Origin of the sequence: Halomonas sp. KM-1 (assembly GCF_000246875.1) — a bacterium.
In the GTDB taxonomy this organism is placed as follows: Bacteria; Pseudomonadota; Gammaproteobacteria; order Pseudomonadales; family Halomonadaceae; genus Halomonas; species Halomonas aerodenitrificans.
In genome coordinates this window covers 1-21,026 of record NZ_BAEU01000092.1, presented here as the reverse complement: position 1 = coordinate 21,026, position 21,026 = coordinate 1, and the positions used below count along the sequence as shown (strand labels likewise).

Annotated in this window: 24 protein-coding genes and 2 pseudogenes; 13 read left to right on the top strand and 13 right to left on the bottom strand. The window is 67.3% G+C overall.

Annotation, left to right across the window (positions count from 1 at the left end; all coding sequences use genetic code 11):
• The 4 genes and pseudogenes from B8115_RS09990 to B8115_RS09975 all read right to left on the bottom strand — a co-directional run.
• Positions 1-283: pseudogene (locus B8115_RS09990) on the bottom strand (cobyrinic acid a,c-diamide synthase); the annotation flags it as partial.
• Between the two features lie 72 nt (positions 284-355).
• Positions 356-1,054, bottom strand: coding sequence for an extensin family protein (locus B8115_RS09985; protein WP_010627653.1), 699 nt, complete (start codon positions 1,052-1,054; stop codon positions 356-358).
• A 12-nt stretch (positions 1,055-1,066) separates the two neighbouring features.
• A complete protein-coding gene (locus tag B8115_RS23715) occupies positions 1,067-1,243 on the bottom strand; it encodes a hypothetical protein (protein ID WP_162832593.1) in 177 nt (58 codons plus the stop codon).
• 76 nt (positions 1,244-1,319) lie between these two features.
• Positions 1,320-2,954 carry a BCCT family transporter gene (locus B8115_RS09975; RefSeq protein ID WP_010627651.1) on the bottom strand — a complete coding sequence of 545 codons (1,635 nt, stop codon included), beginning with the start codon at positions 2,952-2,954 and terminating at the stop codon, positions 1,320-1,322.
• Between the two features lie 171 nt (positions 2,955-3,125).
• On the opposite strand from B8115_RS09975, the gene B8115_RS09970 reads away from it, so the two are divergent.
• From B8115_RS09970 to B8115_RS09945, 6 genes are all read left to right on the top strand, one after another.
• Positions 3,126-4,121: an LLM class flavin-dependent oxidoreductase gene (locus B8115_RS09970; protein ID WP_010627650.1), complete on the top strand. Its 996-nt coding sequence runs from the start codon at positions 3,126-3,128 to the stop codon at positions 4,119-4,121.
• Positions 4,118-4,837 carry an AzlC family ABC transporter permease gene (locus tag B8115_RS09965; RefSeq protein WP_010627649.1) on the top strand — a complete coding sequence of 240 codons (720 nt, stop codon included), beginning with the start codon at positions 4,118-4,120 and terminating at the stop codon, positions 4,835-4,837. The genes B8115_RS09970 and B8115_RS09965 overlap by 4 nt, the downstream gene beginning before the upstream one ends.
• Positions 4,834-5,145: an AzlD family protein gene (locus tag B8115_RS09960; protein WP_010627648.1), complete on the top strand. Its 312-nt coding sequence runs from the start codon at positions 4,834-4,836 to the stop codon at positions 5,143-5,145. The genes B8115_RS09965 and B8115_RS09960 overlap by 4 nt, the downstream gene beginning before the upstream one ends.
• An 86-nt stretch (positions 5,146-5,231) precedes the next feature.
• The gene (locus B8115_RS09955) at positions 5,232-5,636 is read left to right on the top strand and encodes a hypothetical protein (protein ID WP_010627647.1); all 405 of its coding nucleotides are present in this window, start codon (positions 5,232-5,234) and stop codon (positions 5,634-5,636) included.
• 253 nt (positions 5,637-5,889) lie between these two features.
• Positions 5,890-6,252 (top strand): hypothetical protein, encoded by a 363-nt coding sequence (locus tag B8115_RS09950; RefSeq protein ID WP_010627646.1) that lies wholly within the window; start codon positions 5,890-5,892, stop codon positions 6,250-6,252.
• Positions 6,252-6,677 (top strand): cytochrome c family protein, encoded by a 426-nt coding sequence (locus B8115_RS09945; protein ID WP_010627645.1) that lies wholly within the window; start codon positions 6,252-6,254, stop codon positions 6,675-6,677. The genes B8115_RS09950 and B8115_RS09945 overlap by 1 nt, the downstream gene beginning before the upstream one ends.
• Positions 6,678-6,707: 30 nt before the next feature.
• Here B8115_RS09945 and B8115_RS09940 read toward each other — a convergent pair whose 3' ends face one another.
• The 9 genes from B8115_RS09940 to B8115_RS09905 form a co-directional block, all read right to left on the bottom strand.
• Positions 6,708-7,508 carry an ABC transporter permease gene (locus B8115_RS09940; RefSeq protein ID WP_026038028.1) on the bottom strand — a complete coding sequence of 267 codons (801 nt, stop codon included), beginning with the start codon at positions 7,506-7,508 and terminating at the stop codon, positions 6,708-6,710.
• Positions 7,499-7,648, bottom strand: coding sequence for a hypothetical protein (locus B8115_RS23800; protein WP_202949076.1), 150 nt, complete (start codon positions 7,646-7,648; stop codon positions 7,499-7,501). The genes B8115_RS09940 and B8115_RS23800 overlap by 10 nt, the downstream gene beginning before the upstream one ends.
• An 8-nt stretch (positions 7,649-7,656) precedes the next feature.
• Complete coding sequence (locus B8115_RS09935; RefSeq protein ID WP_010627642.1) at positions 7,657-8,262, bottom strand: ATP-binding cassette domain-containing protein; 606 nt, start codon at positions 8,260-8,262, stop codon at positions 7,657-7,659.
• Positions 8,259-9,251, bottom strand: a complete 993-nt coding sequence (locus B8115_RS09930) for a PQQ-dependent catabolism-associated beta-propeller protein (protein ID WP_010627641.1) — start codon at positions 9,249-9,251, stop codon at positions 8,259-8,261. Before B8115_RS09930 ends, B8115_RS09935 begins: the two co-directional genes overlap by 4 nt.
• Positions 9,239-10,450, bottom strand: coding sequence for an ABC transporter substrate-binding protein (locus tag B8115_RS09925; protein WP_010627640.1), 1,212 nt, complete (start codon positions 10,448-10,450; stop codon positions 9,239-9,241). The genes B8115_RS09930 and B8115_RS09925 overlap by 13 nt, the downstream gene beginning before the upstream one ends.
• Before the next feature lie 79 nt (positions 10,451-10,529).
• Positions 10,530-11,219 carry a hypothetical protein gene (locus B8115_RS09920; RefSeq protein WP_010627639.1) on the bottom strand — a complete coding sequence of 230 codons (690 nt, stop codon included), beginning with the start codon at positions 11,217-11,219 and terminating at the stop codon, positions 10,530-10,532.
• Positions 11,216-12,058, bottom strand: a complete 843-nt coding sequence (locus tag B8115_RS09915) for a quinoprotein dehydrogenase-associated putative ABC transporter substrate-binding protein (protein WP_026038026.1) — start codon at positions 12,056-12,058, stop codon at positions 11,216-11,218. The genes B8115_RS09920 and B8115_RS09915 overlap by 4 nt, the downstream gene beginning before the upstream one ends.
• Positions 12,059-12,100: 42 nt before the next feature.
• Complete coding sequence (locus tag B8115_RS09910) at positions 12,101-12,595, bottom strand: cytochrome c (protein WP_010627637.1); 495 nt, start codon at positions 12,593-12,595, stop codon at positions 12,101-12,103.
• A gap of 110 nt (positions 12,596-12,705) precedes the next feature.
• On the bottom strand, positions 12,706-14,529 hold the full coding sequence (locus B8115_RS09905) for a methanol/ethanol family PQQ-dependent dehydrogenase (protein ID WP_010627636.1): 1,824 nt from the start codon (positions 14,527-14,529) through the stop codon (positions 12,706-12,708).
• A 353-nt stretch (positions 14,530-14,882) separates the two neighbouring features.
• Between B8115_RS09905 and pqqA the strand changes: the two genes are divergently transcribed.
• The 7 genes and pseudogenes from pqqA to B8115_RS23285 all read left to right on the top strand — a co-directional run.
• A complete protein-coding gene (gene pqqA / locus B8115_RS24070; RefSeq protein WP_010627635.1) occupies positions 14,883-14,954 on the top strand; it encodes a pyrroloquinoline quinone precursor peptide PqqA in 72 nt (23 codons plus the stop codon).
• 99 nt (positions 14,955-15,053) lie between these two features.
• Positions 15,054-15,980 (top strand): pyrroloquinoline quinone biosynthesis protein PqqB, encoded by a 927-nt coding sequence (gene pqqB / locus B8115_RS09895; RefSeq protein WP_010627634.1) that lies wholly within the window; start codon positions 15,054-15,056, stop codon positions 15,978-15,980.
• A 68-nt stretch (positions 15,981-16,048) separates the two neighbouring features.
• The gene (gene pqqC, locus B8115_RS09890; RefSeq protein WP_010627633.1) at positions 16,049-16,837 is read left to right on the top strand and encodes a pyrroloquinoline-quinone synthase PqqC; all 789 of its coding nucleotides are present in this window, start codon (positions 16,049-16,051) and stop codon (positions 16,835-16,837) included.
• On the top strand, positions 16,837-17,121 hold the full coding sequence (gene pqqD, locus B8115_RS09885) for a pyrroloquinoline quinone biosynthesis peptide chaperone PqqD (RefSeq protein WP_010627632.1): 285 nt from the start codon (positions 16,837-16,839) through the stop codon (positions 17,119-17,121). Before pqqC ends, pqqD begins: the two co-directional genes overlap by 1 nt.
• A complete protein-coding gene (gene pqqE, locus B8115_RS09880) occupies positions 17,114-18,265 on the top strand; it encodes a pyrroloquinoline quinone biosynthesis protein PqqE (protein WP_010627631.1) in 1,152 nt (383 codons plus the stop codon). Before pqqD ends, pqqE begins: the two co-directional genes overlap by 8 nt.
• Positions 18,262-20,727, top strand: a complete 2,466-nt coding sequence (locus B8115_RS09875) for an insulinase family protein (RefSeq protein WP_010627630.1) — start codon at positions 18,262-18,264, stop codon at positions 20,725-20,727. Before pqqE ends, B8115_RS09875 begins: the two co-directional genes overlap by 4 nt.
• Positions 20,728-20,876: 149 nt before the next feature.
• Positions 20,877-21,026: pseudogene (locus B8115_RS23285) on the top strand (S-(hydroxymethyl)glutathione dehydrogenase); the annotation flags it as partial.

Sequence of the window (21,026 nt, the reverse complement as noted above, 5' to 3'; positions counted from 1 at the left end):
GACTGCGCCAGCGGCGCCAACCTCGCTCCACGGGCAGCGCCACTGCCACCGCCACCAGACCGGCAAGCCAGCCGCCCAGGCTGGGGCCGAAGCCGCCCCACAGCGAGGTCAGCCACAGCACCATGCTGATGAAGGGCACCAGCAGGCAGTAGCGAAACAGCACCTGGAAGCGATTGGGGTTATCGGTGGGCAGCGCCAGCCGCGGGTTGGCCAGCCCGACCAGACACCACGGCAGGCAGGTGACGAACAGCCCGTAAGCGAATCCCTGCAGAAATCCCAGCATAAGCCTCGTGCGCCAGCGGGTAGATGCATCTGAGTGTACGGGGGCCGGCGACGCGGCGCGAGCCTGACGGACTCAGCGGCACAGGCGGAAGCCACGCATGCCGAAGTGGAAATGATCGGCATGGGCGCGATTGTACTCCGGCCCCAGCACGTTACCGAACAGGTCGCAGGCGCCGTCACGCGCATCGCGCAGGAAGTCTCCCCGCGCATCCTCATCGCCCCAGTGGTCGAGCAGCGTGATACGTCGCCCATCGGCCAGGTGGAAAGCCGCCACGTCGAGCGCCTCCGCGGTGGCATGCTCGCTGAGGCGCCCGCCCTCGCGACCGTAGATGTTACGACAGGCAAAACTGCCGAAATGTTCGACGCGCGCCACCCGTGCATCGAAATGAGCCTCGGCGGCAGGCTGCAGGCGCTGGCGCTCGTACATGACCCAGGCCAGAGCCAGCGGGCAGCGCGCCACAAAGCTGGCGTTGAACTCGACCTCGCTGCCGTGGACGCGAACCACGTTTTCCAGCGGACAGCCGCTCACCGGCTCGTGATCGTCGAGCGGCGTCATGCGCAGCGCGCCCTCGGGCGCCGTTGCCAGTGCCGCCAGACAGCCTTCGCGATCCTCGGCCAGGCGATGCAGCTTCCACTTCGTCACCGGGGTCAGGGGATCGTCGACGTGCAGCGGCGCCCAAGGGTGCCAGTGGCGAGGAATACGCTCCTCGAACTGCCACCAGGCAGCCGCAGCCAAGGCAATCAGCACGATCAGGACAAGCAGGAAACGCATCTCACCTCGAGGTTAGAGAAGCAGATGCAGGAGCAGCGCCACGCCCCCCACCGCCAGAGCCGTGATCACGGCGACGTCCACCGCGCGGTCGAGCCAGCGGTCGAAGCCGCCCGGAGAGCGGCGACGCGGCTGACGGCGCCGGGTGGCGCCGCGCTGTAGCGAACGTTGGCGTGAGCCGATGAGAGACATGGTAGGCATCCGATACCCGATTCTTTCTCAAGCTTACGACCTGTCACCACGCCTGGCTACCGCCGCTGTCAACCATCTAGCCGCCCTCGCGCCGGTGAATGCGCCGATTGACCACGTTGGGCGCCCGCCGCAGGCGCTCCTGCTCGCCCAGCGCCTCGGCCTCGAAGGCGTCGGCACCCACCGGCGTCTCGCCGTGACGGCGGTAGAGCTGGGTCAGCATGGCCTGGCGGTCGGCGCGCAGCTCGCGGATCAGCACCACGATCATGCCGTAGAGGATGAAAGTGAACGGCAGCGCCGAGAGCACCGCGGCGGACTGCAGCCCGCTCAACCCACCGGCGGCAATCAGCGTCAGGCAGATGGCGGCGATCAGCACGCCCCAGAGCACCCGCTTGAACAGCGGTGGATTGATCGAGCCGTTGTCGGTCATCTGGGCCACGATGTAGGACGCCGAGTCGGCCGAGGTGACCAGGAAGATGAAGATCAGCAGCATGGCGATCATCGACAGCACGCCGCTGTACGGCATGCGCTCGAACATCTCGAACAGCGCCACGGTGATGTTGGCCTCGGTGGCCGCCGCCAGACCGGCGTCGCCGGCCAGCTCCATGTGCAGCGCGGCGCCGCCGAACACGCCGATCCACAGGCAGGCCAGCAGTGGCGGCACGATCAGTACGCCGAAGACGTACTCCTTGATGGTGCGTCCCCGCGAGACCCGGGCGACGAAGGTGCCAACGAAGGGCGACCAGGCGATCACCCAGGCCCAGTAGAAGACCGTCCAGTTGGCCGCCCAGGTGTTGTCGGTGAAGGGCGAGATACGCAGGCTCATGCCGATGAAGTTCTGCAGGTAGTCGCCGATGCCGAGGGTGATGGTCTCCAGGATCATCACCGTGGGCCCGGTGATCAGCACATAGAGCATCAGCCCGATGCACAGGATCATGTTGAGGTTGGAGAGCCGCCGAATGCCCTTGTCCAGCCCCGACCAGGTCGAGGCCATGTAGGCCAGGAACATCACGAACAAAATGACGAACTGCCACAGCACGCTCTCGGGCAGACCGAATACGGCGTTGAAGCCGCCGTTGAGCTGCAGCACGCCCAGGCCCAGCGAAGTGGCCACCCCCATCACTGTGGCCACCACCGCGAACACGTCCAGGGTCGGCGCATAGGGTCGTACCCGGGGATACTTCGCCGAAATCGACGACAGCACCGACGAGACCAGCCCGGCCTGCCCCTTGCGGAACTGGAAGTAGGCGATGATCAGGCCGACCACCGAGAAAGCGGCCCACTGGTGCACGCCCCAGTTGAAGTAGCTGTATTGGATGGCATAGCGCGCCGCCTCGGTGGTTTCGGCCGGCACGTCGCCGTAGGGCGGCTCGACGTAGTGAAGCATCGGCTCGGCCATGCCGTAGAACACCAGACCCACGCCGAAACCCGCCGCCAGCAGCATGCTGACCCAGGAGAAGAAACTGAAACTCGGCGTACTGTCCTGCGGCCCCAGGCGAATCTTGCCGTACTTGCTGAAGGCCAGCGTCAGCAGGAAGAGGACGAAGCCGAACACCGAGATGAGATAGAACCAGCCGAACAGCCGGGTGACCCCGGCGAGGGCGGCGTCGGCGGCATTGCCGAAGGCCGCCGGAAAGCTGGCGCCGGCGGCCACCAGCGCCAGGATGATCAGGGCCGAGACGATGAAGACCCGCTGCCCTCCATGGTTGGCCATACAGAATTCCCTTATTCGTCCTTGGGGCTTTTCATGCTAGCAGCCTGACCGCAGCGGCACACAATCCGCCATCGGTCTGCCTTGCTTCCGGCGTTTGGGCATTGCATCGGGGCGCGGAGAAGAGGATTCTAGGAAAACCAAGCAGGCTAAACATTTTTTTCGAGTGCTCTCATGTCACGACTCTCCCGGACGCCTCTGTCCGTGCTCGACCTGGCGCCCATTCGCCAGGGCGGCACCATCGCCGACAGCTTCGCCGAAAGCGTGGCCTTGGCCCAGTTGACCGAGCAGCTCGGCTTCACCCGCTACTGGCTGGCCGAGCATCATAGTCTGGACGGCATCGCCAGTGCCGCCACCGCGGTGCTGATCGGTCATATCGCCGGAGCCACCTCACGCATCCGCGTAGGCAGCGGCGGCATCATGCTGCCCAATCATGCGCCGCTGGTGATCGCCGAGCAGTTCGGTACCCTCGAGACCCTCTACCCGGGGCGCATCGACCTGGGCCTGGGCCGCGCGCCGGGCTCCGACGCCGCCACAATGGCGGCACTACGCCGCGACCCGTACGCCGGGGCCGAGAACTTCCCCGAGCTGCTCGCCGAGCTGCAGGCCTTCCTCGATGACGAGCGCCCCGAGCAGCGCGTGCGTGCCGTACCCGGCCAGGGCACCCGAGTGCCGCTGTGGCTGCTCGGCTCCAGCGGCTACAGTGCCCAGCTCGCCGCTCGCGAGGGGCTGCCGTTCGCCTTCGCCGCCCAGTTCGCCCCTGGCTACCTGCACGAGGCCCTGCGCCTCTACCGCGACAACTTCCGCCCCTCGGCCCTGCTCGAACGGCCCTATGCCATGGTGGGCCTGCCGGTGATCGCCGCCGAGAGCGACGAGCGCGCCGAGTTCCTCGCCTCCACCACCCGCCAGAAGTTCCTCGGCATGGTGCGGGGCAAGCGCACCCGCGCGCTGCCGCCGGTCGAAACCCTCGACTGGACGCCCATGGAACGGGTTCAGGTCGAGCAGTTCCTGGGCGCGGCGGTGATCGGCGGGCCGGAGACCGTGCGTGCGGGCCTCGAGCGCTTCCTCGAACAGACCGGCGCCGACGAGCTGATGCTCAATACCGATACCTATGCCATCGAGGACCGGCTACGCAGCTACGAGATCGTCGCCGAGGTGTGGCGGGCATGAACTACCGTCCCGGCGCCCAACTCGATCTCGCCGGCGTCCTCGTCGGCATCCGACGCATGGCGCCACTGTCGCTGTTCGTGGTGATCTTCGGCCTGGCCTTCGGCGTGGCCGCCCTGTCACGCGGGCTGTCGGGGCTCGAAGCCATGCTGATGAGCGCGCTGGTGTTCGCCGGCGCCTCGCAGTTCGCCGCCCTGGAGCTGTGGGGGCCACAGATACCGCTGCTGCCGCTGATCGCCACCACCTTCGCCATCAATGCCCGCCATCTGCTGATGGGAGCCGCCATCCAGCCCTGGCTGGCCCACCTGCCCCCGGCTCAGCGCTACGGCAGCCTGGTGCTGATGAGCGACTCCAACTGGGCCATGGCGGTAGCGGACCGTCAGCGCGGCGAGACCAACGTCGGCATGCTGGTGGGCGGCGGCATTGCCCTGTGGCTGACCTGGCTTGCCGGCACGCTGCTCGGCGTGATCTTCGGTAGCGGCATCGCGGAGCCCGAACGCTTCGGCCTCGATGTGATCATGGGCTGTTTCCTCCTGGCCATGCTGCTGGGCGGGCGCCGCGACCCCACCATGCTCGCCTCCTGGGGCGCCGCCGCCCTGGCGGCCCTGGCCGCCATGATCTGGCTGCCGCCGCACTCCCACGTCATCGTCGGTGCCCTGGCCGGCGGGCTGGTCGGCCTGATGATGCCCGCCAGGCCGACCCAGGAGGCCACCGCATGAGCCTGCCAGCTACGGCCATGGGGGCGCTGGCCGCCATCCTGATCATGGCGCTGGTCACTTACCTGACCCGCGCCGGCGGCGTGTTCGTGATGTCGCGGGTGCCCATCGGCCCCAGAGTGGAGCGCTTCATCAACGCCATGGCCGGCTCGGTGCTGGTGGCAGTGATCACACCCATGGCGGTACAGGGTGACTGGGGCGCCCGCCTGGCGCTGGTGGCCACGCTCGGCGTGATGCTGACGACGCAGAAGGCGCTGGCGGCCATCGCTGCCGGTATCGTGACCGCCGCCCTGTGGCGGCTATGGCTGTGATAGCCTGAGGCCCTGGAACGTTTGTCGTGTCGCGGTCTCCAAGAGATACCGACCACACCCGAGAGGCGGAACCCCACCGCCCGGAGATGATCATGTTCGATCCCAACGATCTACGCCGCAACGCCGCCTGGCAGGCCGCCCAGCAGTGGCGCACCCGGGCCAACCAGCCGCACCGTGGCCCCTTGAGCGGGCTCAAGTTGATCCTGACCTGGCTGCTGTTCGGCATGCTGCTGATCGTCGGCACCGTGCTCGGCCTGTTCTTCCTGCTGCTCGGCTGGGCCATGCTGCCGATCGTGCGCTACCGCATGAAGAAGCGCCTCGAACAGCTGCGCGCCGAGCAGGCCAAGGATGCCGGCGGCGGCTACCACTATCGCGAGACCCACCGCGAGACTCATACTCAGGAGACCTACTCTGGGGCCCACTATCGCGGTAGCGAGCCCGAGTTGCTGGAAGGGGATTACGAGGTGCGCGACGAGAAGCACAAGAGCTGATCGGCGCCCAGGAGCCGCTCGTCCACGAAAAAGCCCGCCGGGCGGCGGGCCGGAAATGCCATGCAGGGAATGCAGGCAATCGGCCTGAGCCGACCTGTGCAGATTACCGGTGCCGTCCGTCAACGGCTCATAGGCTTTCTTCATTGGCGCGATAGGTCCTTGCTCGCGGTGGAAAAACGCTGCCGACTGCCATACCTTGAAGCCATACGCTGCGATGACTCAAAGCGCCATCACCTTCCGGAGGACAACAACAATGCCTCGACTTCGGACCACGGCGGCACGCCTGCTGCGCCCTTCGCTGTTGGCCTGCCTGCTCATAGCCTTCGCCGTGCCCGGCCTGGCCAACGACTACCCCACCGAAGCGCGTGTCGATTACGTGCTGGCCTGCATGGCGGCCAACGGCAACAGCTACCTGACCATGCAGAAGTGCTCCTGCAGCATCGACGTGATCGCCGAGCATCTGCCCTACGAAACCTACGAGCAGGTCGAGACGGTGCTGGGCATGCAGGACCAGCGCGGCGAGCTGGGTGTGCTGTTCCGCACCGAGCGGGGCATGCAGGACCAGGTGCAGGCCCTGCATCAGGCCCAGGCCGACGCCAACCTGCGCTGCTTCTGATGTCCCGCCCCCGCTTCGCCAGCGCCCGCCATGCCCTCGGTCTGGCGCTTGCCACGCTCGCGACCGTTCCGCTGGCGGCCCTGGCTGACGCCCACGCCGAAGGCGAACGACTGTTCCGCGCCCAGTGCGTCGGCTGCCACAGCATCGAGCCCGGTCGCCATCTGGCCGGCCCCAGTCTGCACGACGTGTTCGGGCGTCCGGCGGGCAGCATCGAGGAGTTCGACTACTCCTCGGCTTTCGAGCAGGCCGAGCTGGTATGGGATCGCGATACCCTCGACGCCTTCCTGGCCGGGCCCGCCACCTTCCTGCCCGGCAATCGCATGGTGCTGTGGGAGCTCGACCCGCGCACCCGCCAGCGCATCATCGACTATCTGGAGTACCGCAGCCTGGAAAGTCAGGACCAGGAGAGCCAGGGCACTCCCTGACGTGACGCGACAGGCCGCGTGGCGTGGGCTTCAGCTTCCCTTGCGGGCCATCATGCCGCGGGACGGGTTATAACCCACGATCGCCAGCACCAGCAGCACCGCCGCCACCGCCACGCTGATCGCCACCGCCTCGGCGTTGAAGCGCTCGTACATGGCGAAGCGGATCATCTCCACGGCGTGGGTGAAGGGATTGAGCGCAGCGATCTGATAGACCAGATAGCTGCCCTCGCGGATGCGCCACAGCGGGTAGAGCGCCGAGGAGAGAAAGAACATCGGGAAGATGACGAAGTTCATCACCCCGGCGAAGTTCTCCAACTGGCGGATGAATGACGAAAGCAGCAGCCCCAGCGCGCCGACCAGGAAGCCGGTGACCAGCAGCGCCGGCAGCAGGTAGAGATAGCCCATCGCCGGCGCCTGGATGCCGTAGGCCCAGGCGATGGCCAGGAAGACGTAGACCTGCACCACCGACACCAGGGTGCTGGCCAGCAGCTTGCACACCAGCAGGTACCAGCGCGGGAAGGGGCTGACCAGCAGCACCCGCATGCTGCCCATCTCGCGGTCGTAGACCATGGAGAGCGAGCTCTGCATGCCGTTGAACAGCTGAATCATGCCCACCAGCCCCGGCACGATGTACACCTCGTAGAGGATGTAGGTCTGGTAGGGCTCGGTCATGGCCACACCCAGCGCCATGCGAAAGCCGGCGGCGAACACGAACAGCCACACCAGGGGGCGCACCAGCGCGGCGAGAAAGCGGCTGCGCTGGTGCAGAAAACGCAGCAGCTCACGGCCCACCACGCCGCGCAGACAGTGAAGCCAGGGCATCACTCGCATGCAGCCTCCTTTTCCCCGACGAGCCGGTCGAAGGCCTCGCCCAGGGTCGCGACGCCGAGCCGGGCGGTCAGCCTCTCGCCGTGCTCGTCGGCCAGCAGCCGCCCGCGGTGCAGCACCGCGACCCGATCGCCGGGGCGCACCTCGTCGATCAGGTGCGTGGCCCACAGTCCGCCACGCCCGCCTCGGCGCACAGCCGGTGGGCATGCTCGACCAGGTCGCGGCGCGAAGCGATGTCGAGCCCCACGGTGGGTTCGTCGAGCAGCAGCAGGCGCGGCTCGTGCATCAGGCCCCGGGCGATCTCCACTCGCCGTCGCTGGCCTCCGGAGAGGCGACGTACCCGTGTGCGGCGCTGGTCGGCCAGCCCCACCCGCTCGAGCTGTACCAGCGCGCGCCGCTTCGCTTCCCCGCTCGACATGCCGTGCAGGGCGCCGTGGTAGGCCAGGTTCTGCATCACGCTGAGGTCGAGGTCCAGGGTCGGCTGCTGGAACACCGCGCCGATGCGGGCATGGGCCTGCACCGCCTGGCGGCGCACGTCGAAGCCGCCGATGCGGATCTCGCCACGGCGGCGGTCGTGCAGTCGGGTGATCAGCGAGAACAGCGTGGTCTTGCCGGCGCCGTTGGGTCCGAGCAGCACGACGAACTCCCCGGCCTTCACGGCCAGGGAGACGTCGTCCAGCGCCGGCCTGCCGGCATAGGCGAAGCTCAGCCCGCTCACCTCCAGCGCCAGTGCGGCTGCGTCGTTCGCCTCGCTCACGGCTCGACGATCACGCCCCAGGGGAAGCGCCCCACCGGTATCGACTTGACGGCCCGCAGGCTATCCACCTCGATCATGGTGACGTCGCCGCTGACTCCGTTGGTGGTGTAGAGCCGGCTTTCGTCGCCGTTGAGCGCCAGATGCCAGACCCGCTGGCCGACCAGGATGTAGTCGAGCACTTCGTAGGTCTGCTGGTCGACCACCGCCACCCGGTTGGAGGGCCCCAGGGCGACGAAGCCGTAGCGGCCGTCGGAAGTCAGCGCAATGCCCACCGCCTGCACGGTTTCCTGGGGCACGCCGGGCACTTCGAAGCGGATCACGTGCTTGACGTCGAAGGTCTCTTCCATGTCGAGGATCGACACGGTGCCGGCGATCTCCGCCGAGACCCAGGCCTCACGGCCGTCGTGGTTGAACTCGGCGTGGCGCGGGCGGGCGCCCACCAGGCGGTGATGCACCGCTTCCATGGTCTCGGTGTCGATGATGTGGGCCATGTTGGAGGTTTCGGTGGTGGAGACCAGCCAGCGCCCGTCGGGGCTGATGCCGAGCCCTTCCGGCTCGACCCCTACAGGGATCTCGGTGACCAGCGTGCGCCGCTCGTAGTCGAGCACCGAGACGATGTTGTCGTCCTCGTTGGAGACGTAGATGTAGGGCCGGTTGGGGTCGACGCGGATCACCTCCGGGTCGTCGCCCGAGGCCTGGCTGCGCACCACCTGCAGCGTCTCCAGGTCGATCATGTCGATGGCCTCGTCGTCGCCCACCGCCACGAACAGCTCGCTGCCGTCGCTGCTGAAGGCCATCGACCGCGGCCGCCGCCCCACGTTGATGGTCTCCACCACCTCGAGGCTCGCCCCGTCGATGACCGAGATGGTGTTGTCCTTCTCGTTGGAGACGAAGATTCGCTCCGCCAGAGCGCTGGCGGGCAGCAGCGTCAGCGCCCCCAGCGCCAGCCCGAGCAGGCCGGGCGAGATCGTGCGGTTCAGAAGAGGCATTGTGATTCCCCCTCGTCGGCGCCGAGTGCATCGAGCGGCGTGCGTGGATGCAGGTAGCCCTCCTGTGGCGACACCGAGGCCACCATGCGCGGTCCGGTGATCAGGATGGGCTGGCGTAGCTGGTGGTTCCAGGTGCGATAGCTGACCGGGAAGCCCAGGTAGCCGGCGAGCTCGAACTCATCGCTGAGCATGTAGTCGAGCACGGCCTCGCGCTCGACGGAGCCGGTGCGGGCCGCCGCCTCTCCCAGCGAGCGCAGCGCCAGCCAGGCGCCGAAGTCCCGCGGCGTCATCCAGCGGTCGGCGAGCTTCTCGAAGCGGCGCTGCAGCTGCACCGCGCCCCACGACTCGTGAGCCCGATGCCAGGGCGTGGCCATCAGCCCCTGGGTGCCGGCCACCGGGCGCGGCGCCCAGGTCTGGAAGGGGAAGTATTCGCCGAAGTAGTCGGTCTCGTCGGCGATCACCAGGACGTCGTGCTCGGGCAGGTCCTGCAGGAACACCGGGATCTCGCGCTGAATGGCGTGGAACCCACCCTCGGCGCGGCGTGCCATGGGGTCGTGGGGCCACATCCTGTCGCCCACGACGCGATGGCCGTAGCGCGCGGCCGAGGCGCGCAGCACGTCGGCCAGGATGCGATCCTCGTCGGTGTTGCCGTAGACCAGCGCCCAGCGGTCCCACTGCTTGAAGCCGAGGAACTGGGCCAGGGCGTCGGCCAGCATGCGCCGGCTCGGGGTGGTGTGATAGAGCTCCGGGTGGCACGCTTCGCCGCGCAGCTCGTCGTCCGGCGCCCAGGCATTGAACACCACCCGATCACCGCGGGCGGGGTGCGCCATCACTTCATTGAGCGCCGCGGCGGGCAAACCGCTGACGATCCACTCGACGCCCTGTTCGATCAGGCTCTCCAGCGCCTCGCCGACGTCATCACCCTGAGCCACCACCGCCTCGTGAAAGACGAACTCCTGGCCCAGAAACTGAGCCGTGGCGTTGTTGTCGTTGATGCCCAGGCGAGCGCCCTGCAGCCCTTCGTCGTCGATCACCGGATCGAGCACCGAGAGCGGCTCCTGGTCGTCGGGGCGCTCCATGCCCAGATACCCCACGACGATGGTTGCCGGCGTATCGGCCGATGCCAGGGGTGTCCACCCCAGGCCCAGTGTCAGCCCCCCCAGCGCCAGCCAGCGAAAGGCTCGCGGTAGCGTACCCATAAGGACTCCTCAGGCAGCCGCGCTGCCGCTGTTGTCGTTAGTGTTGTCTTTTTTGCTCCTGCTTATTTACTCCACTGCCTCATGGCATTCGCGCCATGATCGTGCGCACCATACGCGAGAGTTTCTCTTCCAGCAGGTAGGGCTGCTCGCACATGGCCGGCAGCGCCTGCTGGCGCTGCTGGAAGGTGCGCTGCTCCCAGAACAGCGACTCGGAAAGCCGCTCGACCTCCGCGGCGTCGGCGCTCTCGTCGGCGCGCCGCTCCTCGAGCTCATCGACCATGCCCGAGATGGTTTCCAGGCGCGCCAGTTGGGCACGGGAAGCGCTACGAATGCCGTCGATGGTGCGCCGCCGCTCACGGTTGGTGAGCTCGAACAGCCCGGCGAACAGCAGGGTCAGGCGCCGCTCGACCTCTTCGTCGGCCTGCTCCTCGCCCTTCTCCTCGCCCTTCTCCTCGTCCTTCTCCTCGGGCAGGGACTCGACGAACTCGCGCACACGCGCCTGGGCCTGTTCCTCCGGCGTCGAACGCGAGGTGGCGAAGCGCGCCACCCGGCCGACCTCTTCGTCCTCCCACCAGGCCTGTTCCAGCTCCTCCGGCGAGGGCCCGGTCCAGATGGTGCCCCAGGCCAGCTCGGGGATGAGCCGCTGCACGCAGGGCCAGTCGGGTGGTCCCGCCGCAGCGCGCTGGGCCTCGGTCTCGGTCGCCGCGAACAGCGCCAGCGTGAAGCCGACTCCCAGCAGCAGGGGGGCGAATGGTCGTACACGGCTCATGCCCCATCTCCTTCATCCGTATCCAGCAGCCGGCCGCGGCGGTCGAGCAGCGGCACGTCATACTCGCGCAGGATGGCGTCGATCTCCCCCTGGCGGCGCTCGATGAAGTCGTTGATCCAGTCCTTCCAGTGGGGCTCGCCGCGGCGCACGCCCATGGTGATGCGGTAGTCGAGGGTGGCATCTGAGTCGTCGTCGATCAGCGGCACGACCTTGAGCGGCGGGTCCTGGCGCGCCGCGTAGTAGCCGGCCAGCGGCCCCCACAGCACCGCTCCCTCGGTCACGCCCTCGGCGACATCGGCAATGGCATCGCGCACCGGGGCGCGCACGCGGGTGTCGACCATCAGCGGATAACCTTGGATGCGCGCGCCGGTCCGGCGCAGCGGCACCAGCGGCGGGGTCTCGGCCACCACGCCGATGCGCCTTCCGGCCAGCGCCGGGTCGCTCAGGCGGGTGACCTCGAGTTCGGAGTCCTCGGGCACCACCAGTGAATAGACCGAACGGTAGTAGGCGTTGGTGTTCTGCACGAAGTCGTAGCCCGCCACGACGCCGATCATCACGTCGCATACGCGCAGCTCCAGGGTGTTGCGTACGAAGCCCATGACCTGGGGAGCCCAGACGTAGGTCAGCGGCACGCCGAGGTCTTCGGCCATCAGCTCGGCAATACGGTTCTCGAACCCTTCACCCGCCTGGTTGCTGAAAGGCAGGTTGTTGCCGTCGGCGCAGACCCGCAGGGCCTCGCGCTCCTGGCGTTCGGGGGGATTGGCGACGGCACCCACGGCAGCGGCCAGCCCCAGGGCCACGGCCAACGCCTGCAACGTCTGACGACAGGCTGCTCTCATGCATCCTCCGCTTCAGGAAATGATGTCGCGAATGGAGCGGGCTCACTCCTTGGCGTTCGCTTCCTCAGCGGCCTTGTCGTCGCCGTTCTCCTCGCCCTGCTCCTGCATCGACTCGATGATCTGGGGTCGGCCTCGCCCCAGGCCGCCCTCGCCGCGCGCTCGCATGTAGCTGAAGAGTTTGGGAATGTTGCCCATGACGTAGGGGTCATCTGCGAAGGAGGGCATCACCTGGCCGGGTTGCACTTCGCGCCCCGAGGCGATGGTGCCGGCGAAGTTCTCCCAGCCACGCCGCTCGGCCGCGCGAATCAGGTTGGGGGCAAAGGAGGAGCCCATACCATCGGGCCCGTGGCAGGCCATGCAGGCTCGGGTATAGACGAGGTAACCCTCGTAGGTATCGGGATCGACCTTGCCATCCTCGACGACGAAGGCGCCGGGTCCGTCGCCGGTGACGCGATGCTCGTCGGCAAGGGCGGCGGAAGCCAGCCCCAGGGTGAGGAACAGTGCGGGAACAACGTGAAAACGTGCGAATACCGTCATGCAGCACATCCTTCTGGTAACCGCTTCGGCCACGAGGAGACCACCTGCTGCCGAAGTGAAAGAGGATGGGCGGGAATGGCAACGGCCATTCCCGCCCGGACCAGACCCGCTCAATCGGGCAGAGCGAAGACCGTCAGCACGCCACCGAGCTTGGTGTAGTCACCCAGCGCGGAGAACACGCCCACGGCACCGAGGCCCTCTTCGGGATCCTCGAGTCCCGCTGCCAGGCCGATACCGGCCCAGCCGCCGACCCCGGAGAGCACGGCCACGTACTGCTTGCCCTCGTGCATGAAGGTATTGACGTTGCCGATGATCCCGGAGGGCGTCTTGAAGCGCCACAGCTCCTCACCGTTCTCGATGTCCACCGCCTTCACGTGACCTTCGAGCGTGCCGTAGAAGGCCAGATCACCTGCCGTGGCCAACGCCCCGCTCCACACCGCGAAACGCTCGTCGACCTCCCACACGGTCTCGCCGGCAACCGGATCCCAGGCGATGAAGCTGCCCATGCGGCCTTCCATCTGGCCGTTCTCGGTGGGCGACGGCATCATGGTCAGGGTCGCACCCACATAGGGCTGACCGGCCACGTACTCGGTCTCGTAGGGCTCGTAGTTCATGCAGATGCGGTTGATGCCGGCATAGATCAGGCCAGTACGCGGCGAGTAGGCGCTCGGCTGCATGTTCTTGGCGCCCATGGCGGTGGGGCAGATGTCGGTGGTGTTGACGTTCACCCCCTGGCGGAAGGTGCTGTAATCCTCGTTGACGTTGGGCCGCCCGGTTTCCATGTCGTAGCTGTCGGCCCAGTTGGTCTCGGGGGCGAATTTCTCGGCCACCAGCAGCTCACCGGTTTCGCGGTCGAGCAGGAAGCCGAAGCCGGTGCGGTCGATGATCGCCAGGCCCTTGCGCTCCTCGCCCTCGAACTCCACGTCGATCAGCTGATTCTCGTTGACCCCGTCGTAATCCCACTCGTCGAACGGCACCTTCTGATAGACCCACTTGACCGAGCCGTCGTTGGGATCGCGGGCAAACACGGTGATGGCCCACTTGTTGTCTGCCGGCTCGCCGTCGACGGCACGCTGATCGGGGTTCCAGGTGCCGGGGTTGCCGGTACCGTAGTAGATCAGGTCGAGGTCGGGGTCGTAGGTGACCCAGCCCCAGGGTGCACCGCCGCCGCGCTCCCACTCGTCTTCCGGCCAGGTGGAGACGCCGAGGTCGGCCTCGCCGATGGGCTCGCCCAGCATCAGGGTGCTCTCGGGGTCGATCAGCACTTCATCGTCCGGCCCGGTGGAGTAACCGCGCCAGACCATCTCGCCGGTCTCGACGTTATAGGCGGTCATGTGACCGCGGATACCGTATTCGCCGCCGCTGATACCGACGATCACCATGTCATGCACCACCAGCGGCGACATGGTGTTGGTCTCGCCGACGGTATGGTCGCCGTTGCTGACGTCCCACAGCAGCTCGCCGCTCTCGGCATCCAGTGCGATCAGGGTGTTGTCGGCCTGGCCGAGGAACAGGCGTCCGTCGGCATAGGCCAGCCCACGGTTGACCGTGTCGCAGCACATCACCGGAATGACGCGGGAATCCTGATCCGGCTCGTAGCTCCAGACCACACGACCTTCGTCCTCCAGGTCTAGGGCGAATACCTTGTTGGGGAAGGGGGTGTGGATATATAGCCGGCCATCGCCGACATAGAGGGGGCCGCCTTCGTGGCCGCGCAGCACGCCGGTGGAGAACTGCCACACCGAGCGCAGCTCGTTCACGTTGTCGCGGTTGATCTGGTCCAGTTCGCTGAAGCGGTTGCCCTGGTAGTTACCCAGCTGAGTGGCCCAGTATTCCGGGTTCTGCTGGAGTTCGAGTTGATTCTGGTTGGCATGCGCCACCGACACAGCCAACAAACTAACGGCCGTTACGGCATAACCGGTCTCCCTAAGCATGGCGTTGTCTCCGTCTCACTGAAGGTGTGCCTGGGGAAAGCGGCACATCTTGTGTAATTGTGTTTCAGGTATTGACAAGATCAGGTCTAGCACAACATTGGCAGGCGCATGGGCAGATCAGTTAATTTAGGTTTAGCTGGCAATCAAAAGACTATTGCCCCTGGGCAACAATCCTGTAACACCCGTGACCGAAGCCCGCCGCGGTGGCGTTTCACGAGCATTTCAGTGCTCATTTCGAGATTCTTTGACGAATCTTCCCCACGCTTACTAGACTTAGGTCGCAAGGTAGCGAAGCCATTAGCTGCTTTACTGAATGGGCATGCCCATCGATCCACCCATGTGGAGGAGTTCTTATGTGGACCAAACCTGCTTATAGCGACCTGCGTCTGGGCTTCGAAGTGACGCTATACATCTCCAATCGCTGAGACATCCCTTCGGCAAGGACTCGACCGGCTGACGCTCTTCACGGGCGTCAGCCGTCGTTTTTTCGGTTCATTTTTCAGTTCATCGGCACGGAGATCTGAATGCACGTACTGGTCCTGGGCGCCGCCGCTGGCGGTGGCTACCCCCAGTGGAACTGCAATTGCACGCTCTGCCATGGCCTGCGCACCGGCAGCGTCGAGGCAACGCCTCGTACCCAGTCGTCCATCGCCATCAGCGCCGACGGCGAGCGCTGGCTGCTGTGCAACGCCTCGCCCGACATCCGTACCCAGTTGGCCGCCAACCCCGAGCTGCACCCGCGCCGCATCCCCCGCGACAGCGGTATCTCGGGCGTGCTGCTGGTAGATGCCCAGATCGATCACGCCACCGGCCTGCTGTCGCTGCGTGAAGGCTGCCCCTTCGATGTCTGGTGCACGCCCAACGTGCATCAGGATCTGAGCAGCGGCTTCCCGCTGTTCACCATGCTCGAACACTGGGGAGGACTGAACTGGCGGCCCATCGGTATCGATAAAGCTCATCTGGAGGCCACCTTCGAGGTGCCTGCCTGTCCGGGCCTGTCGTTCGCCGCGGTGGCTCTCGACAGCAACGCGCCGCCCTATTCGCCACGTCGCGGCGCGCCGACCCCGGGCGACAACATCGGCCTGCTGGTGGAAGACCGGGCGTGCGGCACGCGACTGTTCTATGCCCCGGGGCTTGGCCGGCTCGACGAGCGGGTACGCGGCTACCTCAGCCAAGCGGACTGCGTGCTGGTCGACGGCACCCTGTGGCACGACGACGAACTGCTGCGTGCCGGCGTGGGCAAGTCGACCGGCACCGACATGGGCCACTTGGCCCTGGCCGGACCGGGCGGTCTGCTGGAGGAGCTGGGGCGCTTGCCGCCCTCCACCCGCCGAGTGCTGATCCATATCAACAACACCAACCCAATCCTCGACGAGCGCTCCGCGGAGCGTGCTACGCTCAGCGAAACCGGCATTGAAGTCGCTTTCGATGGCATGCGCCTCGAGATCTGAACCCGACACACCGAACGGCGTCACAACCATAGCGCATCCGCTCGCACGCACTGGGAAGGAATCGCCTCATGAGTTCGATCGCATCCCCCTTCGCCGCCTCGACGGTGGATCCCGACACCCCAGCGCTTTCCCCCGAGGCTTTCCGCGAGGCCCTGCTGGCCAAGGGCGCCTATTACCATGTCCATCACCCCTACCAGGTCGACATGGCCGAGGGCCGCGCCACGCCGGAGCAGATCCGCGGCTGGGTGGCCAATCGCTTCTATTATCAAGTGATGATCCCGCAAAAGGACGCCGCGCTGCTGGCCAACTGTCCTGACGCCGCCACCCGCCGCCGCTGGATCCAGCGCCTGCTCGATCACGACGGCCATGACGACGACGGCGGCGGTATCGAGGCCTGGCTGACCCTTGGCGAAGCGGTGGGCCTCTCCCGCGACGAGCTCTGGACTCAGGAACACGTGCTGCCCGGCGTGCGCTTCGCGGTGGATGCCTACGTCAACTTCGTGCGCCGGGCGAGCTGGCAGGAAGCGGCGATCTCCTCGCTCACCGAGCTGTTCGCCCCTCAGGCACACCAGAGCCGGCTCGACACCTGGCCGACACACTATCCCTGGATCGACGAGACCGGCTACGGCTACTTCCGCAAGCGCTTGAAGGAGGCACGCCGCGACGTCGACCACGGCCTGGAGGTGGCGCTGGCGGTGTGCACCACCGCCGCTGCCCAGCAGCGCGCGCTGGAGATCCTGCAATTCAAGCTCGACGTGCTGTGGTCGATGCTCGACGCCATGACCCTGGCCTACCAGCTCGAGCGGCCGCCCTACCACTCGGTCACCGACCGGCGCGTCTACCACAGGGGGCTGTGATGGCCATGATCGAGTCCGCCACCGTCTACCGTCTGCGCCCCGGCTGGCGCCTGCAGTGGGAGCAGGCCCAGGGCCGCCACGTGCTGCTCTACCCTGAGGGTATGGTGCAGCTCAACGACAGTGCCGGCGCCATTCTCGGCCAGCTCGATGGCCAGCGCGACGTGGCCAGCCTGGTGGCCAACCTGCAGGCACAGTTCCCCGATGCCCCCGCTGCGGCGATCGAGCAGGACGTACACGAATTCCTGCTCGATGCCGCCCGACAAGGGTGGATCCAGCATGACTGACCGAACCGATACCGTCGCCGTCAATGGCGCCACCGGCGCGCCGCTGTGGCTGCTCGCCGAACTCACTTACCGCTGCCCGCTGCAGTGCGTCTACTGCTCCAACCCGCTGGACTTCGCCGCGGTGCAGGAGGAGCTCACCACCGAGGAGTGGATCGAGGTGCTGACCCAGGCCCGTGCCATGGGCGCGGTGCAGATGGGTTTTTCCGGCGGCGAGCCGCTGGTGCGGCGCGACCTGGAAGAACTGGTGGCCGAGGCACGCCGGCTCGGCTTCTATACCAACCTGATCACCTCCGGCCTGGGGCTCGACGAGGCGCGCATCGAGGCGCTGCGCGAGGCCGGCCTCGACCATATCCAGATCAGCCTGCAGGCCTCCGACCCGGACGTGGCCGCAGCGGTGGCCGGCTCGCCCAAGGCCCATGCCAAGAAGCTCGCCATGGCGCGGGCGGTGAAAGCCGCCGGCTACCCCATGGTGCTCAACGTGGTGCTGCACCGGCACAACATCGATCGCATCGACGAGATCATCGCTCTGTGCGACAAGCTGGGTGCCGACGCGGTGGAGCTGGCCAACTGCCAGATGTACGGCTGGGCCCACCTCAATCGCGAGGGTCTGCTGCCGAGTCGTGAGCAGCTCGAAGCCGCCGAGGCCACCACCGCGCACTGGCGCGAGCGACTGGCCGAACGCGGCCGCGACATGCGCCTGCTGTTCGTGGTGCCCGACTACTATGGCGAGCGCCCCAAGGCATGCATGGGCGGCTGGGGCTCGATCTTCATGACCGTGGCCCCGGACGGCGCGGTGCTGCCCTGTCACAGTGCGCGCATGCTGCCGATGCGCTTTCCCAACGTGCGCGACCATGGCCTCAGGGAGATCTGGTACGACAGCGAACCGTTCAACCGCTACCGCGGCGACGCCTGGATGCAGGAGCCCTGCCGCAGCTGCGACGAGCGTCATAAAGATGTCGGCGGCTGCCGCTGTCAGGCCTACCTGCTCACCGGCGATGCCGCTGCCACCGACCCGGTCTGCTCGCTGTCGCCGGACCACCACCTGATCGAAGCCGCCCGCCGCGAGGCCAACGCGGCTTCTCCCGCGATGGAGACACTCACGCTACGCAACGTGCATGAGTCGCAGGTGTTCTGTCGCCAATGAATGGGCCTGCCGCCACCTACGATGAAGCGGCCAGAAGCGCGGGGCTGCCGCTGGGTAGTTGCCTTGTGGAGAGGCGGCTGGACAACGGTCTGTGGATCGCCGCGGCGCAGGTGCCCAGCGCGCGGGTGCAGCGTCTGGTCGGCGCGGTGGGAGTGGGCTACCTGGACGAACCCGACGACTGCCGCGGCCTGGCCCACCTGCTCGAGCACGCCCTGTTTCTGGGCTCGGCCAATTTTCCCGAGGCGGGCGAACTGGCACGCTGGATCGGTGAGCGGGGCGGACGCTACAACGCGCGTACCGACGAAACCGTTACCGACGTGCACCTGCACCTGCCACCGGACGAAGCCGACGAGGGCCTCGCCCGGCTGGTGGACATGCTGGCCCGGCCCTGCTTCGAACCGGCACACATCGCCCATGAGGTGGAAGTGCTCGACGCGGAGTTCCGCGCCCGGCTGGCCGACCCCGCCCTGCACCGGCTGGCGGCACTCGGCCGGCTCTGTCGCGAAGGTCATCCAGCCCGGCTCTGCCACGCCGGCAACCGCAAGAGCCTGGGCGACGATGCGGCTCACCTGGCCACCCGGCTCAGCGACTTTCACACTCGTCACTACCGCAGCGGCGGCATGGCGCTGGCCATGCTGGGGCCGCTGCCGCTCGACGAGCAGTTGGCACTGCTAACACATCACGGGGCGGCGTTGCCGGTGGGCGAACTTTCACCTTTACAGCGCTCTTGGCGTTGGGGTGAGCCGGCGGGTGTGGCCTGGCATTCGTCCCAGACCACACCCGGCACGTCGGCGCTGGAGCTCATCTGGCCCCTGCCGCAAGCGCTGGCCGCCGCCCATGGCGAATGGCTGGAGGCCGTCGCCGCGAGGCTGAGCGACGGACGGCTGGCCGCCACGCTGCAGGCCGCCGTGGAGCTCGACAGCTTCGACGTGACGCTCACCCCGCAAGGCGTCGGAACGGCCCTTGCCCTGCGCCTGGCTCCGGCACCCGACGAAGAGACCGTCCAGACGCTGCTCGCCGCCTGCCGCACGGCGCTCGAGCGAGCCCTCGCCTCTCCGCTAGCCACACGACCCGCTGCCCCCGTCGAGCTGGATGTTTGGCCCCGTCGCTGCGCCTGCCGTCTGGCCGGTCTGGGCAGCAGCAGCGACAGTGGCAGCGATGGCCTGGCAGCGCCGCGAGAAGCTCTGCAGCCCTGGCTCGCCGTCGAGCAGTGCCGACTGCTGTGGCAATCTCCCAGTGCGCCGGGAAGCTGGAAGCGCCTGGCCGAGACCGGTACGGCCTGGCACCCTCAGCCACTGGCATCGGAAACACTGCCGCTGCCCTGGCGCGCGGCTCCCGCGCTGTCGGCACGCACCCTACGACCGAGCGTTGACGAGCCCGGCCCGTACCTGGTGAATCAGGGCGTGGGATTTCAGCTCTGGGCCGGCGATCCGCTGCGGCTGCCCGACGCAGCGCCGGCATCGTTCTGCCTGGGCTGGTCAGCTTCGCTCTCACGCCAGGCCGCACGCCTGGCCCAGTGGCGACAGAACGCCCTGCCGCTACGGCAGGCCGCCGCAGTCCACGGCCTGGAACTCCGCTGCGACGGCGACGCTCGCGGCGACTGGCTGATCGCCACGGGCCCGGCCGAACGGCTGGACGCCCTCGTCGAGCTGGCCGTGGCGTGCTGGCCCGAAACGGTGACGCGGCCCCACGACGAAGCGCCCAAGGGGCTGTTGGCCCAGCGTATGCTGACACGTCTCGAGACCCTGCCGCCGCCCGGCACGCCCGGCCAGCAGAGCCGGCAGCCGCTCGCCTGGGTGCACGGCGACACCGACACCCAGGCCGCCGAGACCCTGCTGCGACGGCTGGCGGCACGCCGGCGAGAGGACGACACCTCATATGAAGTGCCGGCCGAGCTCCACTGGCTCTCAGCGCAGGGAGACGATCATGCCGCCATGCTCGAGATCGCCGGCCCCGACGACACCCCCCGCAGCCGCTGGCTGCTGCAGCTACTGGCCCAGTGTCACGATGCCGCCTTTCATCACGAAATGCGCCAGCGGCGTGGCCTCGGCTATGTCGCGGCGGTACGCTACCGCGAAGCGGCGGGCTACCCACGGCTGGGCTACGTGGTGCAGTCGCCAGGCACAAGCGTGGACGCGTTACGCCAGGCCATCGGCCAATTCCTGACCCGACAGGGCGAGGCACTGGCGCGCCTCGACCAAGCGACGATGACCAGCCGCAAACGCGCCCTGCTCGCCGCCGCCGGCCCGCCCGAAACCCACGCCGAGGCCGTGGCCCGCCTGTGGCATGCGCTGCGCCGCCACCCCCTAGCGGATGCCTGGCAGCCCTTGCCTTGGGAAGCCGAAAGCCAGACCCTGGCCTCACTGCATGCCGACGAACTCACGGCGATGGCCAGCGCCATCGCCGAGGGCCGTCTGACGCAGCGCTGGTGGCTGCATGAGCCGAACGCAACCGCCCCGTAAAACTTGTTATTAGAATGTTGCCCACCAGCAACTCTGTTATGCCGCTGCGCCACAATCGCCCCGCCCCGACTCTCCTAGACTGACATCAGCGTCATCCCATGACGGGCGCCGCAGCGCCCTATATCACAACAACACAGGGAGAGCTGCCGATGAAATCTCGCGCTGCAGTCGCCATGGCCGCGGGCAAGCCCCTCGAGCTCACCGAAATCGACGTACAGGATCCCAAGGCGGGTGAGGTGCTGGTGCGTATCGCCGCGACCAGCGTGTGCCACACCGACGCCTTCACGCTTTCCGGCGCC